Source organism: Rhodanobacter fulvus Jip2 (assembly GCF_000264315.1).
Classification (GTDB): Bacteria; Pseudomonadota; Gammaproteobacteria; order Xanthomonadales; family Rhodanobacteraceae; genus Rhodanobacter; species Rhodanobacter fulvus.
In genome coordinates, this window is sequence record NZ_AJXU01000007.1 from 1 (window position 1) to 16,115 (window position 16,115).

The window sequence follows — 16,115 nt, forward strand, 5'->3', positions numbered from 1 at the left end:
TTCGGGATTCGCAAGAGCAAGAGCATCGTCTGCAAGCGGCTCCTACGAAACTCCTTGCTTCACCGGATAGGGAAACAATTTTTCCAGCGGGATCGACAGGCCGTCGTCACCCACCACGCGGCAGTGGCCGCGGTTGAGCTGGCGCGGTTCGGCCACGCCGCAGCTGTGCGCGATGATGCCCACTTCGTGCATCACGTTGCGGGCGTAGTGGAAGACGCGCTCGCTCTTGTCCGCCACCACCAGGCCGCGCTGCAGCTTGGGATTTTGCGTGGTGATGCCCGTAGGGCAGGTGTTGCGATTGCACTGCAGCGACTGGATACAGCCCAGCGCCAGCATGAAACCGCGGGCGGAGTTGACGAAATCCGCGCCCACCGACAGCGCCCATGCCACGTCGTAGGCGGTGATGCATTTTCCCGAGCAGACCACCTTGATGCGCTGGCGCAGCCCTTTGACGATCAGCATATCCAGCAACGCCGGCAGTGCTTCGTGCAGTGGCAGTCCCACGCCTTCCATCAGCGTTTGCGGCGCCGCGCCGGTACCGCCTTCGGAGCCGTCGACGATGATGAAATCCGGCGCGCTCTCGATGCCGCGGCGGGCGATTTCGTCGCACATCTCGCCGATCCAGTCGACCCCGCCCAGCACCGCCTTGAAGCCCACCGGCTTGCCGGTGAGCTCGCGGATGTGGTCGATCGCATCGAGCAGTTGATGCACGTTGCCGATATCCAGGTGACGGTTCGGGCTTTGCGAATCCTCGCCCATCGGGATGCCGCGGATCGCCGCGATCTCGGCGGTGACCTTCGCCCCGGGCAGCAGGCCGCCCATGCCCGGCTTGGCACCCTGCCCCAGCTTGATGCTGACCATCTTCACCTGCTCGTGGGCGCAGATCGCCAGCAGCTTGTCGTCGTCCAGCTTGCCCTCGGGGGTGCGCACGCCGTACTTGGCGGTGCCGATCTCGAAGATGATGTCGCAGCCGCCTTCCAGGTGGTACGGCGCCAGCCCGCCCTCGCCCGTATCCATCCAGATGCCCGCCTTGGCCGCGCCGCGCGACAGCGCACGCACGGCCGGCGCCGACAACGCGCCGAAGCTCATCGCCGAAATGTTGAAGAAGGCCGCATGACTGTAGGGCTGGCGCGCGTGCGGGCCGATGGTGACCGGCACCGGTTCGACGTGGTCCTCGCCCAGATTCGGGAACGGCGCGTTGACGAAAAACGGCACGCCCTCGCCGCGCAGGTCGCGGCTGGAGCCGAATGCGCCGGTGTTGTCCACGTTCTTGGCCGCTCGGTACACCCAGGTGCGTTGCGCGCGGTTGAACGGCATCTCCTCGCGATCACTGGAATACAGGTACTGGCGAAAGAACTCGCCCAGATGCAGGAACCAGTAACGGAAGTGGCCGATCACCGGGAAATTGCGCAGCACCGCGTTGCCGGTCTGGTTGCGGTCCACCAGCCACGTCACCAGCAGCACCACCACGAACAGCGCCAACAGCAACAGGAACAGTGCGGCGAAGGTTTCGACCAGAACGATCAGCCAGTGCGCGAAACCGGTGGATGGCATGTCTTGCTCCCGTGCGGATGAATTGGATGCGGCGGCCTACAGCTCGACGCGCAAACACGCCGCCGCGCGCACGGCCTTGTCGACCGCCGCCTCCAGTGTATCGGCTCGGGCCAGGGTGACCGCCATGCGGCGACGTCCGCTGACGGCAGGCTTGCCGAACAATCGCAGTTGCGTATCCGGTTCGGCCAGCGCCTCGGCCACGCCGTGGTAGCGCGGCCCGACGCCGTCGCCCTCCACCAGCACCGCGCACGATGCCGACGGGCCGAACTGATGGATCACCGGAATCGGCAGGCCCAGGATTGCCCGCGCATGCAGGGCGAACTCGGAAAACTCCTGCGAGATCATGGTGACCAGGCCGGTATCGTGCGGCCGCGGACTTACCTCCGAGAAGATCACCGTGTCGCCCTTGACGAAAAACTCCACGCCGAACACACCCCAGCCACCCAGCGCGCCGGTGATCGCCGCCGCCTGCCGCTGCGCCTCGGCATGGGCGGCCAGGCTCATCGGCTGCGGCTGCCACGATTCGCGGTAATCGCCCTGCTCCTGCCGATGGCCGATCGGCGCGCAGAAGCTCACGCCGTTCACGTGCCGCACCGTCAACTGGGTGATCTCGTAGTCGAAATCCACGAAACCTTCCACGATCACCCGCCCCTTGCCCGCGCGGCCGCCCGATTGCGCGTACGCCCAGGCCTGCGGCAATTCGCTGGCATCGCGCACCACGCTCTGGCCCTTGCCCGACGAGCTCATCACCGGCTTGATCACGAACGGATAGCCGATGGCGGCGGCCGCCTCGCGGTACGCGGCTTCGTCGTCGCAGAAGCGGTACGGCGAGGTGGGCAGCTTCAGCTCCTCGGCGGCCAGCTTGCGGACGCCTTCGCGATCCATCGTGAGCCAGGCGGCGCGGGCAGTGGGGATCACCCGCTGGCCTTCCTTCTCCAGCTCGATCAGGGTCGGGGTATGGATCGCCTCGATCTCGGGCACCACCAGGTCGGGTTTTTCCAGCTCGATCACGGCCCGCAGCGCCGCGCCATCGAGCATGTCGATCACGTGGCTGCGATGGGCCACCTGCATGGCCGGCGCGTCGGCGTAGCGATCCACCGCGATCACCTCCACCGCGTAGCGCTGCAGCTCGATCGCCACTTCCTTGCCCAGCTCGCCCGCGCCCAGCAGCAGGACACGCAAGGCATGGCTGGAGTGCGGCGTACCGAATGGCTTCATGGGATTTTCCAATGCGGCAAAACGGCATTGTATGCGGCCACGTGCGTGTAGCCAGCAGAGAATGGGAAATGGAAAATGGAAAATGGGAAAAGCAAAGGCTCGGCGCCGGCGACATCCTTCGAACCGGCGAAAGAGCGCTCTTCCGATTCCCTATTCTCTATTCCCCATTCCCGGCGACGTCCCCGCGCCGCCCAATCACCGGCTGCAGCCCCGGCAGGCTGAGGATCTGCAGGCCCGGGCGGCGTTCGCTGGTGGTGACCAGCCAATCGCCTTCGCGGGTGATCGTCTCGATCGGTCCCACACCGTTGGGGGCGCCCAGCCGGCGCAGCGGGCGGCCGTCGTTCGCGTCGTAGACCACCAGCTCACCGGACGCCTGGTCGACAACCAGCAACCAGTCGTGATCCGCGTCGCTCCAATGCACCAGCGGCGCTATCGGCGTTGCCGACGTGGTGTTGTCACTGCCGGCGACGGGCGGCCACCGAAGTTGCAGCATCCCTGCCGCCAGCAACGCAAAGCCGAGCCACGGTACGAGTCGCCAGAATCGCGACGGGTTGATCGTGTGTGCATGCCGCAGGGCGATCTGCATGTTCATGCCGGCAGCGTCCCACCGCCGGATGACAGCACGATGTCACGCGCAAGACCTAGCTGTTGCCGCGGCGCAGCGACAGGCCCAGCGCAATCCAGCCGGCGATGAACGCCAACCCGCCCAGCGGCGTCACCACGCCGACCCAGCGCGGCGCGCCCAAGGCCAGCGCGTAAAGACTGCCGCTGAACAGCACGATGCCGAGCGCGAACGCGACCATCGCGAAGCGGCGGCTGCGACCATGCCCGAGCCCCACCGCCAACACCAATGCCAGCGCGTGCCACACGTGGTAGTCAACCGCAGTGCGCCACAGCTCGCGGTGCTGCGGGTCGAGCACCTGGCGCAAGGCATGCGCACCGAACGCACCCAGCATCACCGCGCTGGCGCCGGCCAGGCCGACCAGCAACGCCAGCGGGGTGGGGACATGTTGTCGCGGCATGGGGAAATTTCCGGGTTGGCGGAGCGGGCGTATGGGCCGGTGTCGTATGCTGGAAGGGATCAGAACACCGGATTTTCGCATGAAGCCCCGCTACCTGCTGTGCCTTCCCCTGCTGTTGCTGCTCGCCATGGGCGCCCTGCTCGGCGGTTGCCGCAGCGAACCGCTGCCCCTGCGCCTGACCAATATCAGCGGGCACATGCCGGACCTGGACTTCAAGCTCACCGACGACAACGGCAAGGCGGTGACGGGCGCGAATTATCGCGGCAAGGTGGTGTTGCTGTACTTCGGCTACACCCACTGCCCGGACGTCTGCCCGCTGACCCTGGCCCAGCTCCACGTGGTGATGCAGCGGCTGGGGCCACTGGCGGACGATGCGCGCATTCTGTTCGTCAGCGTGGACCCGGCGCGGGACACGCCCGCCGTGATGCACGCCTATGTCAACGCATTCGACAAGCGCGCGGTGGGTCTGGTGGGAAGCGCGCGCGCCGTCGAGGCGCTGAGCAAGCGCTATCGCTCCGCCTTCACCCGCGAACCCGGTGACGCCGACGGCAATTACGAGGTGAGCCACAGCTCGGCCATCTACATCTTCGATCGCGACGGCAAGGCGCGCCTGCTGGCCACACCATCCGCCTCGCAGGACGACCTCGTCCACGACCTGCATCTGCTGCTCGACACCGGAGCCACGCCATGAAGCCGATTCGACTGCCTTTCCTCAATGCCGGCTTGTTGCTTGCCGGCTTGTTGCTGGCCGGCTTGTTGCTGCCCGGCCTGTTGCTGGCCGGCGGCGTGCAGGCCGCAGCGGCCGACCACGTCCACGCCAGCGATGCGTGGATCCGCGTGCTGCCTGGCGCGCTCCCCGCCGGCGCCTACGTGACCTTGCACAATGACAGTGCACAACCCGTGGCGCTTACCGGCGCCACCAGCACGGCATACGCCGAGGTGATGTTGCATCACAGCTCGACCGCGGGCGGGATGAGCCGCATGAGCATGGTCGACACGCTGACCGTACCGGCGCACGGCGAAGCGGTGCTGGCCCCGGCCGGCTATCACCTGATGCTGATGAAGGCGAAAAACCCGGTGAAACCCGGCGACACCGTCACGTTGACACTGAAGTTCAGCGACGGCAGCACCCTGGCCACCGATTTCGCGGCACGCCCGGCCAATGCCATCGATGCAGGCGAGCCGCACGCGGGGCACTGAACGGGCACAGCCTTTACGTCGAACGGCTCGCCTCGGCCCGGCGCGGCAGCGGCCTTCGCGGCAGCCGGCCATTGCGTGACAGCCGCAACCACTGGCGCATCGCCATCATCGCGCCGGTCGATTCCAGCAAGGCCGACGGCACCCAGATGATGACGCCGCCGATCAGCTGGCCGGTGAGCACGTTGAAGGTGAAGGCGCGGCCGCAGATCTCGAAGATCGGGTACAGGTCGGTGTGCGAGAACGTGATGATGGCGCCGGCGATGATCTGCGGCGTCATGGTGATGCCCGGCGACAACACCCGCAGCCCCGCGGTCATCCGCCCCGGTGGGTGCGGCCGGTGGTCGAGCACCAGCGACCAGTAGGCGAAACCGCTGATCAACATGCTCCAGTTCATGAAGCGGTAGATGCGCCAGTCCAGCATCGCCAGCGTCTGCATATCGGGGATCAGCCACACCAGGATGAAGCCGATGAACAGCACCGTCGCCACGGTGGGATTCAGCAGCACGCCGCTCACCACGCGCCAGGGCCAGGAACGGCGGAACGGCACCCACAGGCGCATGCGCCACGAAAACGGCATGCCCGCACGCAATACCGTGCCCGGAAACGCGGTGACGATCAGCAGCGGCGCCAGATGGTGCAGCAGCAATTGCTGGATGCGATGCACGAAAAACTCGTGCTCGGCGAAGTAATCGAGATAGGTGTGCAGCGACAGGTAGATGATCGCCATGCCGGTCCAGAACGCCAGCTTGCGGCTGAAACTCACCGACATCCGGCGGCTTCCGCGCCAGTACAGCACGCAGGTCAGCACGAAAGTTGCCAGGAAGATCCAGGAGAACTCCCACGGCACGATCCATTTCAACAACGTTGCAATCAACTCAGGCCACCACGACGAATCCGCGCACCGGCGAGCGCGATCCCGCCAGCATAGTCGGCCGCGGCGCCGGAATCCTCCCCGCGGCGCTCGTCACGTTGCGGCAGATTGCCGCCCTCACGAACGCCGGCGCCGACTGTGCCGCGCGCGCCGCCAGCCATAGAGCAGGCCGATCAGGATCACCAGCGCCGGCACCAGCACGATATTGATGAACTTCAGGCGCAGGCCCAGCGCATCGATCTCGGCATTGAGCTGATGCTGGACGTTGCGCAGTTCGGTGTGGATCGCCATCTGGCGCTGGCGGAATTGTTCGATCTCCCGCCGCTGCTCGACCGTCACCGTATCGCCACTGCCGCCCTTGGCCGGCTGCAATTCCTCCAGCCGGCGGCGGGTATCGGCCAGCTCGCGCTCCAGCTCCTGCTTCTTCTGCAGGAATTTCTGGTTGGCCGCGTTGCGCAACGCCTCGACGCGGGTGAAGGGACGCTGCGACGTGGCGCGGCCGCGGATCGAAAGCAGCGCCGACGAACCGCTGAGGTTGTCCACCATGTTGGCGATGAAATCACCGTTGTTGGCGAACGCGCTCAGCATCGGCTGGCCAAGGATGGTCTGTGTCTCCACCCACAACCGGTCGCTGAGCAGGTCCGTATCGGCCACCAGCACCACCTCGGCGTTGCTGCGTGAACTGGCCAGGTGGCCGGGCTCGCCCGCCCGCTCGGGGAAGGCGCTCCGGAACGGCCCCTGCAGCCGCGCCGCCAGCACGTAATGGATATTGTCCGGCCGGTAATCCTGCAGCAGCGAGGCCGGGTCGGCGGTGGCCTGCATGGTGCGCTGGGTGGAAACCGCCTCGGCGTCGCCGGTGCTCTGCAACAACGGAATCAGCCGCGTGCCGGCATCGGGCGCAAGGTCGAAGTAACCGGCGGTGGACAGATTCACGCGCTGCAGGCTGGCGGTGATCACGTCGTTGCGATTGAGCTCCTGCGCGCCCAGGCCCAGCATCGCCGGATGGTTGAGGCTGCTTCCGGCCAGCTCGATCTGCAGCGCGCGCGAACGGTCGAGCACGACCTGGCGCGGGTCATACACCACGCCCCACGCCGCGAACATCCGCGGCAGGTCGGAGCTGTGTTCCGGCAACGCCGCGCCGACGTCGTACGGCGAGCTCTGCAGTTGCTCGGCATCGGGGTCGACAAACACCGCCAGGTGGCCGCCCTGAAGCAGGTACTGGTCGATCGCGTACAAGGCATCGCTCGACAAATGGGTCGGCTGGATCAACCAGAGCATCTTCAGGGTCGGGTCCACCCGCTTCAATTGCGCAGGATCCAGCATGCGCAGGTCGAACAACTGGCTCAGCTGCTGCACCGCCGCCCAGGGTTGCTGGCCCAGCACCGGCTTGCCCTCCACCGGCAACGCGCTGATCACGCCGATCGGCGGCTTGCGCGTCTGATCCAGCTCGTACAGCAACTTGGCGATGTCGTATTCCAGGAACGCCTCGCGCGCCGGATCGAAGAACGGGATGCTCAGCGCCTTCTCCGGCACCTGGCTGACCACCTCGTTGTCGCCGTCGCCGGCCTGCCGGTTGCCGGCCAGCCCGAAGAACACCCGCTCGCCGTTGCTGCCGCCGCTGGCCGCCGTCAACCCGCTGCCTTCGGCATTGGCCTCGTCATCGGAATACGGCACGGGGTCGATGATCTGCAACCGGATGCGGCCATGCGCACGCGCCACCATTTCCTGCAGCATCTCGCGCACGCGCTGCTCGTAACTGCGCAGTTGCGGCAGGTCGCGCGTGGCGTGCTCGGAAAAATACAGGGTGAGTTTCAACGGCTGCCGCAGGCCATCGACAATGTGCAGCGTGCCGGGCGAAAGCGTGTAGAGATGGTCCGTGGTGAGATCGATGCGTACCGCATGCATCCAGCGGCTGGTGGTGACGATCAGCGGCACGAATACCAGCACCAGCAAAACCAGCGCGGCGTACAGCAACGAGCCGCGCGTCAACTGGAGCGGCCGGGTCAGGAAGGCGGGAAGGTGCAGGCGCGGCATCGGTCAGCGCGTCCTTTTCAGGTCGAGCAGCAACACGCCGGCGGTGAGCCAGCCCACGATGCTGAGCAGGAAATACAGCAGGTCGCGCAGGTCGAGCACGCCGCGGGCGATCGAACCGAAGTGGCGCAGCATGCTCAGATGCGCCACCGCGTTGATCAGCCGGCGCGGCAAGGTGCCCTGGAAAAACTCCAGCACCTGTGGCTGGCCGACCAGAATCAACAGCACGCACACCAGCGCCGTGAGGATGAACGCGATCACCTGGCTGCGCGTCAGCGCGGACAGGCAGGCACCGATCGCCACGAACGTGCCGGCCATGAACCAGCTGCCGAGATAGCCCGCCAGGATCACGCCGTTGTCGGGCGAACCGAGGTAGTTGACCGTGATCCAGATCGGAAACGTGAGGCCCAGCGCCAGGCCGATGAACAGCCACGCCGCCAGGAACTTGCCCAGCAGCGCCTGCCACAACGTCACCGGCAGCGTCAGCAACAGTTCCAGCGTGCCGCCCTTGGCCTCCTCGGCCCACATGCGCATGGTGATGGCGGGCACCAGGATCAGGTACAGCCACGGATGCATCACGAAAAACGGCTGCAGGTCGGCCTGCCCGCGCGCGTAGAAATCGCCGGCGTAGAAAGTGAGGATGCCGGCGAGCACCAGGAAGATGACCAGGAACACATACGCCACCGGCGTCACGAAATAGCTGCGCAGCTCGCGTCGCATCACCGCATTGATCGGGCTCATGCGGCGCCCGCCGTGCCGGTGGTGATCTGCCGGAAAACCTCGTCCAGCCGGCCACGTTCGAGCTGGATTTCCGATACTTCCAGCCCCTGCTCGCGCAACAGCGTCTGCACCGGCTCCAGGATGCGTATGCCCGGCTTGGGGAACACGGTGATGCGACCGTCCAGCGGGTCGACCTCGATCGCGGCAACCTGCGGCAACCGCCCCAGCATCTCCTGTGATACCCCGCTGCCGGGCGCGCTGAACGACACCGCGCCGTGGTAGCGCGAACGCGCCTCCAGTTCCGCGGGCGTGGCATCAGCCAGCAAGGTGCCCTGCGCGATGATCACCACGCGGTTGCACAGCGCGTGCACTTCTTCCAGCAGGTGGGTGGAAATGAGGATGGTGCGCTCGCGCGCCATGGTGTCAATCAACTGGCGCACGGCGTGCTTCTGGTTCGGGTCCAGGCCATCGGTGGGCTCGTCCAGCATCAGCACCGGCGGATCGTGCAGGATGGCCTGGGCCAGGCCGACACGCCGCCGCAAGCCCTTGGACAACGTGTCGATGCATTGCTCCATCACGTCGTCCAGTTGCAACAGGTGCACCACCTCGTCGATGCGCCGGTAACCCAGCTCCGGCTTCAACCGGCGCATGCGCACGATGAACTGCAGAAATTCGCGTACCGTCAGCTCGCCGTAGCTGGGCGCGCCCTCGGGCAGGTAGCCCAATGCCCGCTTCGCCTTCAGCGGTTCGCGCCGGATATCGTAGCCACACACCCGCGCCGTGCCCGAGGTCGGCGCCAGGAAGCCGGCGATCATCCGCATCGCCGTGGATTTGCCCGCCCCGTTCGGGCCCAACAGCCCCAGCACCTGGCCCGGTTCGGCGCGGATGCTCAACGCATCCACCGCGGTGAGGTGGCCATAGCAACGGGTGAGCTGGTCGGTTTCTATCATGTCCGGTCGACGATCGGGAACAGTGGCTGCGCACGAAGCGCTGCCGTGCATCGGAACAATGTAGCGCAAGCGGCGAAGTGTCCGGTGACGGCGTGGCCGGTCGCCAAAAAGAAAGGCTCCTCCGTCAGGAAGAGCCCTTCTTTGCGTGTTGCGGTAGCTGCTTACTCGCCAGCGGGCGCTTCGCTGCTGCTGGCCGGCGCGACGCTGCTTGCGCTGGCCGGGGCTGCCGCCGAGCCGGCGCTGGCCGGAGCCTCTTCCTCAAGCGACGGCGGCTTGATGCCGGCGGCCTGCTCCGGGGTCTGGTCCGGCGCGTTACTCAGCGGCAGGTAGATCTCGAACTGCGAGTACGTCTCGACGTTGTCGCCGATCTTGGTCTGGATGTTGTACGGGCGGTTGACCACGTCATCGAACGCGTAGCCATGCGTCTGTGCATAGGCCTTCAGCATGTCGCGGGTCTGCGGCACGCCGGCAAAGGTGCCGTTCCACACGCCCTTCAGGGCCGGGCCACCGAAGGCCAGCGTGGCGCGCACGTTACCGTCGACAACCAGGCGACCGTAGCGGTCACGACTGTCCACGGCCAGCGGGACACTGTCCGCATCGGCGCTGCTGCTGCTGGACTCGGCGGGTGCGGCAAGGGGATTCAATGCCGGCGGCGTGGGCGGCGTCAGCTGCTCGGCCTGACCGTTGACGGTGAGGCTGCTGTTGTCGATCGGCATCGCCACGTCGAAGGTGTAGGTCTGGTCGCCGTAGTTGGTGGTGAACACGACCCGCGGGCCGGTGACGTTCACACCCAGCTTCTTGGCGGTGGCCTGGATCTGTGCAACCGCCTTGCTGGTCGCCGCCTCGAAGCCTTCCAGGCCGTCCTTGCGGGCGATCGAGGTGGGCACCAGCAGCACCGGGGTTTGCTGCGTCTGCACGATGTACGGGATCAGGTCGGCGTAGTCGATGTTCGGCACCGTCGCCATCACGTTCTGCAGGTTGTTCAGGGTGACGTCCACGAAGGAGTCCGGATCGCCGTGGATGTACAGGTTGGCGAAGCGGTTGACCAGGTTCCAGCCGTAGGCGACGTCATAGGACCAGGTCACTTCGGTCAGCTGACCGCGGCTGCCCTGGCGTTCCAGGTCCAGCGTGAAGTGCTTGTCCTGACCGCGCCAGTTGTTGTCCAGGTTCCAGACGATGCTGGCAGTCTTGGTGGTGCTGGTGATCTGGTCGAACGACGGGGTGGCGTTGGCGATGGTCAGCTTGCCGTTGCCTACCTTCTCGTTGTCGCTGCTCCAGCTCAACTCGGCGCCGGGGCCGTAGGCATTGCCCGAGAAGCTGAACTTCGTGTTCCGATCGTACGAACGCAACACCGAGTACTCGGGCACGCGGCGAAGATTGTCGAGCACGTCGTAGACCTGCCGCATGTCCTTGCCGATTACCAGCGACCGCTCCACGTGACCGTGGCCCGGCATGACCACACCCGCCACCACGCCGATCAGGGCGACGATGATCAGGGCAACAAAAAATTCAAGGACACGCATCATTCCAAGGGTCTCCGAACGTCTCTACGCAGTACCAGGATGGCAGTACCAGGATGGTCTCCCCAACCGCGTGGCGCGGTGCCTCCCATGGGTTGCTACAGGGATGCAAAAGGGGGGTCGGCAATTGCCGAAGCTACGGATGTTACTTGCTCGCGGGCTGGAACGCTATTGCCGGGAACATCCGTATGGATGGCCACGTGAAACGGCCTCGCGGCGCCATTCCGGCAGCCATGGCGAGCCGCGTTGCGGCTCAGACGATGCCCAGTTCCAGCGCCTTCAATACGGCGCGGGTACGGTCGCGGACGCCCAGCTTGGAAAGGATGTTGGATACGTGGTTCTTCACCGTGCCCTCGGCCACTTTCAGCGAATTGGCGATTTCCTTGTTGCTGTAGCCGCCGGAAAGCAGCCGCAGGATCTCGGTTTCGCGCTCGGTCAGCGGGTCGGGCTGCTCCAGGCTGGTGAACTGGTTCTGCATGCGTGCCACCCCGGCCATCAGCCGCTGGGTGACCATCGGCGCCACCAGCGAGCCGCCGCCGGCCACCACGCGCACCGCCTCGACCAGTTGCTCCAGCGACACATCCTTCAGCAGATAACCGCGCGCACCGGCCTTCAGCCCCTGCAGCACCAGTTGGTCGTCGTCGAAGGTGGTGAGGATGATGGTGGGCGGCAGTTCATCGCGGGACGCCAGCGTCTGCAACACTTCCAACCCGCTCATGTTGGGCATGCGCAGGTCCAGCAGCACCACGTCGGGCTTGATCCGCGGAATCTCGCGTATCGCCTGGGCGCCGTCGGCGCATTCGGCCACGACGCGGATGTCAGCAGCGAGATCCAGCAGCGAACGTACGCCCTGGCGCACCAGATTCTGGTCGTCGACGAGACAAACGGAAATCATCGCGCATCCTCAAGCAGTAAGGCCCATGGGGCGGTATCGGCACGACGCATCGCCCCCGTCAGCAGTGCATTCTTGCATGTCTGCGCGGGCCACGGAAAACCCTTGGTGTGGCCGCAATCCCCATCGCCGGCAGCGGCGCTCAGGGCATTCGCAGCGCCGGCGGGTCGAATCGCGTGGGCGCGTGCGCCAGCGACGGGTGCTCACCCAGCGGCAATCGCACCGACAGCGCAAAACCGCGGCTGACGCCGGTATGCAGGGTGACGCTGCCGCCAAATTCGGCCAGCCGCTCGCGCATGCCCGAGAGCCCGTTGCCCGGCTTGACCTGGGCCGCGCCACGGCCGTCGTCGCGCGCCTGCAGGCCGACCTCGCTGGCCTCGGCATAGGCGAAATCCAGCCACAGGTTGCGCGCGCCCGCGTGCCGCGCGGTGTTGGTGATGATCTCCTGCGCGCAACGCAGCAGCACATGTGCCCGCCGCGGATCTTCCACACTGAAGCGCGGCGGCATCTCCACATGGATCTTCAGCCCGGGCACGCCATCCGTAAGCGTGCGCAGGGCGCGGGTGAGGTCGACCGCATCATCCTGGCGCAGTTCGCTCACCGCTTCGCGCACGTCGGAAAGGAGATGCCGCGCCGTGCTCTGCGCCTTGCGCACGTGGGCGCCCGCCGCCTCGTTGGTGAGGTGGCTGGCCACTTCGAGGTTGAGACTCAGCGCAGTGAGGTGGTGGCCGATGACGTCATGCAGATCGCGCGCGATGCGCATGCGCTCGGCGATGCGGCTGGACTCGGCCAGCAAGGCCCGCGTGGCGCGCAGTTCCGAATTGAGGCGGCGCTGCACTTCGCGCTCCTCCGCCTGCTGGCTGGCGATCGCCGAGGTGGTGAACACCAGCACGGAAATGCCCAGGTAGACACTCGCCTGCACGAAACCGATCGCGATGCTGTGGTCGTACTCCGGGAACGTGGCGAACACCGCCACCAGACTCAAATGCTGCAATACCAGCCACAGTCCGCCCATCCAGAACGGCAGCAGCCAGGGCAGGACCACCGAGGCCACCACCATCAGCATGGCCGACAGGCCGCTGTGGCTGTACCAGCCCACCGCCACCGCCGCCGCCGTCATCAGCGCCAGGCCCAGCAACTTCAGCGCGGGGTAACGGCGCGAGCCCAGGTTGCTGGTCAGCAACCAGTACATCAGCCCGAACACCAGGTAGCACAGCGTCCACAGCAACAGCGAGAAACTCGGCCGCTGCAACTGGTTCAGGCGCTCGGCCGCCCAGGTGGTGACCAGCGGCGTCCCGGCTGACAAATAGGTAAAGAACCCCGCGTAACGGAGCAGCAGGCGGATATGGTTGAAGAATGGCCATCGCATGGCGCGCATCATTGGCCGTGCGGGCGCCCAGCGCAATCCACGACAGTCAGCAGAAGCGCGCCGGCGCCGGCTTTACAAAGGTTTTACATGGGCTTTCGCCGGTGTACGGGGCATGGCCGCATGGCATAATGGCGACTTTGCGAGGCCGTGCGTTGGCCTTTCCCCGACTCCATCAAGCGGAGCAACGAATGGTTCTTGCCATCCGCGACGTGCGCGAGCACGACCTGGATGCGGTGCTGGCGCTCAACAACGCCGCCGGCCGCTCCATCCTGGCACTCGACTCCGCGCGGTTGCGCTATTTCTACGAGCACGCGGAATACTTCCGCGTGGCCGAGGTCGACGGTCACCTGGCCGGTTTCCTTATCGCCCTTCGCGATGGCGGCGAGTACGACAGCCCCAACTACCGCTGGTTCGGCGAGCATTACCCGCAGTTCATGTACATCGATCGCATCGTGATCGCCAACGCCTACCATCGCCACGGCCTGGGCCGCGTGCTGTATTGCGACGTGCACAGCTACGCCGAAGTGCGCGTGCCGTTGCTCACCTGCGAAGTGCTGCTGGAACCACGCGACGACGTGGTCGTGCTTTTCCACGGCACCTATGGCTTCCAGGAAGTCGGCCAGCAACGCATGGGCAAGGACGGCCCGCAGGTCAGCCTGCTGGCGCTCGACCTGCCCAGTTACGCCTACGTGCGCGAAACCTGGCTCGACAAGGGCGGCCTGCCCGACGTGCCCTGGTTGAGCGAGCGCACCGTGCCGGCACTGGCCCCCACCCCTGCGCGCACATCGGCGGGAAAACAACATTCATGAACGCAAAAACCGAAACAACCGACGCCTGCGATCTGCGCTTCGGCCAGGTCGGCATCGCCTGCGTGCGCGTGCGCCGGGTAGACGCGGCCGCATTGTGCGAGGAACTGGAACGCCGCGTGCGTGCTGCACCGCAGATGTTCTCCCGCGCCGCCGTGGTGCTGGACCTCAGTCACCTGCTGCAACTGCCCGACGACGGCACCGTCGACGCACTGCTCGAAGCGGTGCGCAGCGCCGGCATGCTGCCGGTGGGGCTGGCCTACGGCACCAGCGAAACCGAGGCATTGGCCAGCCGCATGGGCCTGCCCCTGATCGCCAAGTTCCGCGCCGCCTATGAGCCGGCCGCGGCCACGCCGGCCGCCGAAACCCGCGCGCCCGAACCCGTGGCGCGGCCGGAGCCGATCCTGGCGCCACCCGAAGCGGGCCACCCGCTCGGCGCGCAGCATCACGACGGCTCGGTGCGCTCCGGCCAGCAGATCTACGCCCGCGACCGCGACCTGATCGTCACCGGTGCGATCGCCAACGGTGCCGAAGTGATCGCCGACGGCAATATCCACATCTACGGCGGGCTGCGTGGGCGTGCCATGGCCGGTGCGCAAGGCGACGAGAAAGCGCGCATCTACGTCTCCGATTTCCGGGCGGAACTGGTGGCCATCGCGGGCCAGTACCGCGTGTTCGAACAAATTCCCGACGACCTCGAGGGCCGGTCCGTGCAATGCTGGCTCGAGGGCGAAAAACTGTTGATCGCAAAACTGTGATCAGCTGCAACAACAACCTTGCGGAGATGGGCTCTTGACTGCTGAGATTATCGTTGTCACTTCCGGCAAGGGCGGCGTCGGCAAGACGACCACCAGCGCCTCGCTCGCCACCGGCCTGGCCATGGCCGGCAAGAAAGTCGCCGTGATCGACTTCGACGTCGGCCTGCGCAACCTCGACCTGATCATGGGCTGCGAGCGGCGCGTGGTGTACGACTTCGTCAACGTGGTGCATGGCGAAGCCACCCTGAAACAGTCGCTGATCAAGGACAAGCGCTACGAAAACCTGTTCGTGCTGGCCGCCAGCCAGACGCGCGACAAGGATGCACTGACCCAGGAAGGCGTCGAGAAGGTGCTCGACAGCCTCTCCGAGGAGGGCTTCGATTACGTCATCTGCGATTCGCCCGCCGGCATCGAGAAAGGCGCCCACCTGGCGATGTACTTCGCCGACAAGGCCGTCGTGGTGGTGAACCCGGAGGTGTCGTCGGTACGCGACTCCGACCGCATCCTGGGCCTGCTCGCCAGCAAGACGCGGCGCGCCGAGCGCGGTGAAGGCCAGGTCACCCAGCACCTGCTGCTGACCCGCTACAACCCGGCCCGCGTGGCGATCGGCGAGATGCTCAGCGTCACCGACGTGGAGGACATCCTGGGCATCAAGGTGGTCGGCGTGATTCCGGAGTCGGAAAACGTGCTCACCGCGTCCAACAACGGTGTGCCGGTGATCGTCGACACGGCGTCCCCGGCCGGACAAGCCTACAGCGACACGGTGGCCCGCATCCTCGGCGAAGAGCGTCCGCTTCGCTTCATCGATGTGCCCAAGAAGGGCTTTCTCCAGCGCGTGTTCGGAGGTTGATCACGATGGGTATTCTTGATTTCCTGAAGCGCCGGCCCGAGCCGACCGCCACCGTGGCGCGCGAGCGGCTGCGCATCATCGTGGCGCAGGAGCGTTCCTCCCGCGGCGCGCCCGACTATCTGCCGATGATGCGCAACGAACTGCTCGAAGTGATCAAGAAGTATGTTCACGTCGACATCGAGGCCATCAACATCAACCTGGAGCGCGACAGCGGCCACGAAATCCTGGAGCTGTCGGTGACGCTGCCCGACGGCAAGGCAAAATCGGACGCCACCAACGCCACCACGGCCAACTGAGCGCTCCGAAGTCGCGGGCCGGCGCCTTCGGCCGGCCCGCTTCCTCCTTCAGTCGCCG

General features: G+C 66.1%; 17 protein-coding genes. 6 read left to right on the forward strand and 11 right to left on the reverse strand.

Annotated elements, in window-relative coordinates:
* Positions 1-42 precede the first annotated feature (42 nt).
* From UU9_RS01165 to UU9_RS01180, 4 genes are all read right to left on the reverse strand, one after another.
* Positions 43-1,554: an FMN-binding glutamate synthase family protein gene (locus tag UU9_RS01165; protein ID WP_007079874.1), complete on the reverse strand. Its 1,512-nt coding sequence runs from the start codon at positions 1,552-1,554 to the stop codon at positions 43-45.
* 36 nt (positions 1,555-1,590) lie between these two features.
* Positions 1,591-2,772 (reverse strand): formate-dependent phosphoribosylglycinamide formyltransferase, encoded by a 1,182-nt coding sequence (purT, locus tag UU9_RS01170; protein WP_007079875.1) that lies wholly within the window; start codon positions 2,770-2,772, stop codon positions 1,591-1,593.
* A 157-nt stretch (positions 2,773-2,929) separates the two neighbouring features.
* Complete coding sequence (locus tag UU9_RS01175; RefSeq protein ID WP_007079876.1) at positions 2,930-3,364, reverse strand: NHL repeat-containing protein; 435 nt, start codon at positions 3,362-3,364, stop codon at positions 2,930-2,932.
* Positions 3,365-3,413: 49 nt separating this feature from the next.
* Positions 3,414-3,794 carry a DUF423 domain-containing protein gene (locus UU9_RS01180; RefSeq protein WP_007079877.1) on the reverse strand — a complete coding sequence of 127 codons (381 nt, stop codon included), beginning with the start codon at positions 3,792-3,794 and terminating at the stop codon, positions 3,414-3,416.
* 79 nt (positions 3,795-3,873) lie between these two features.
* Between UU9_RS01180 and UU9_RS01185 the strand changes: the two genes are divergently transcribed.
* Positions 3,874-4,485 (forward strand): SCO family protein, encoded by a 612-nt coding sequence (locus UU9_RS01185; protein WP_007079878.1) that lies wholly within the window; start codon positions 3,874-3,876, stop codon positions 4,483-4,485.
* On the forward strand, positions 4,482-4,994 hold the full coding sequence (locus UU9_RS01190; protein ID WP_007079879.1) for a copper chaperone PCu(A)C: 513 nt from the start codon (positions 4,482-4,484) through the stop codon (positions 4,992-4,994). The genes UU9_RS01185 and UU9_RS01190 overlap by 4 nt, the downstream gene beginning before the upstream one ends.
* Positions 4,995-5,007: 13 nt before the next feature.
* Here UU9_RS01190 and UU9_RS01195 read toward each other — a convergent pair whose 3' ends face one another.
* The 7 genes from UU9_RS01195 to UU9_RS01225 all read right to left on the reverse strand — a co-directional run bounded on the left by UU9_RS01195 (position 5,008) and on the right by UU9_RS01225 (position 13,347).
* Complete coding sequence (locus tag UU9_RS01195) at positions 5,008-5,868, reverse strand: cytochrome c oxidase assembly protein (protein ID WP_040669929.1); 861 nt, start codon at positions 5,866-5,868, stop codon at positions 5,008-5,010.
* Between the two features lie 114 nt (positions 5,869-5,982).
* Positions 5,983-7,899 carry a GldG family protein gene (locus UU9_RS01200; protein ID WP_007079881.1) on the reverse strand — a complete coding sequence of 639 codons (1,917 nt, stop codon included), beginning with the start codon at positions 7,897-7,899 and terminating at the stop codon, positions 5,983-5,985.
* A 3-nt stretch (positions 7,900-7,902) separates the two neighbouring features.
* Complete coding sequence (locus UU9_RS01205) at positions 7,903-8,637, reverse strand: ABC transporter permease subunit (RefSeq protein ID WP_007079882.1); 735 nt, start codon at positions 8,635-8,637, stop codon at positions 7,903-7,905.
* Positions 8,634-9,566, reverse strand: coding sequence for an ABC transporter ATP-binding protein (locus UU9_RS01210; protein ID WP_007079883.1), 933 nt, complete (start codon positions 9,564-9,566; stop codon positions 8,634-8,636). The genes UU9_RS01205 and UU9_RS01210 overlap by 4 nt, the downstream gene beginning before the upstream one ends.
* A 161-nt stretch (positions 9,567-9,727) precedes the next feature.
* Positions 9,728-11,092 (reverse strand): SRPBCC family protein, encoded by a 1,365-nt coding sequence (locus tag UU9_RS01215; RefSeq protein ID WP_007079884.1) that lies wholly within the window; start codon positions 11,090-11,092, stop codon positions 9,728-9,730.
* A 247-nt stretch (positions 11,093-11,339) separates the two neighbouring features.
* Entirely contained in the window at positions 11,340-11,981 is a 642-nt protein-coding gene (locus tag UU9_RS01220) for a response regulator (RefSeq protein ID WP_007079885.1), read from the reverse strand.
* Positions 11,982-12,120: 139 nt separating this feature from the next.
* Complete coding sequence (locus UU9_RS01225) at positions 12,121-13,347, reverse strand: sensor histidine kinase (RefSeq protein WP_040669972.1); 1,227 nt, start codon at positions 13,345-13,347, stop codon at positions 12,121-12,123.
* Positions 13,348-13,535: 188 nt separating this feature from the next.
* On the opposite strand from UU9_RS01225, the gene UU9_RS01230 reads away from it, so the two are divergent.
* The 4 genes from UU9_RS01230 to minE are packed head-to-tail and all read left to right on the forward strand — an operon-like array spanning position 13,536 to position 16,057.
* Positions 13,536-14,156, forward strand: coding sequence for a GNAT family N-acetyltransferase (locus UU9_RS01230; protein WP_007079887.1), 621 nt, complete (start codon positions 13,536-13,538; stop codon positions 14,154-14,156).
* Positions 14,153-14,911: a septum site-determining protein MinC gene (gene minC, locus UU9_RS01235; RefSeq protein ID WP_007079888.1), complete on the forward strand. Its 759-nt coding sequence runs from the start codon at positions 14,153-14,155 to the stop codon at positions 14,909-14,911. The genes UU9_RS01230 and minC overlap by 4 nt, the downstream gene beginning before the upstream one ends.
* Before the next feature lie 34 nt (positions 14,912-14,945).
* Entirely contained in the window at positions 14,946-15,761 is an 816-nt protein-coding gene (gene minD, locus UU9_RS01240; RefSeq protein ID WP_007079889.1) for a septum site-determining protein MinD, read from the forward strand.
* Between the two features lie 5 nt (positions 15,762-15,766).
* On the forward strand, positions 15,767-16,057 hold the full coding sequence (gene minE, locus UU9_RS01245; RefSeq protein WP_007079890.1) for a cell division topological specificity factor MinE: 291 nt from the start codon (positions 15,767-15,769) through the stop codon (positions 16,055-16,057).
* Positions 16,058-16,115 lie beyond the last annotated feature (58 nt).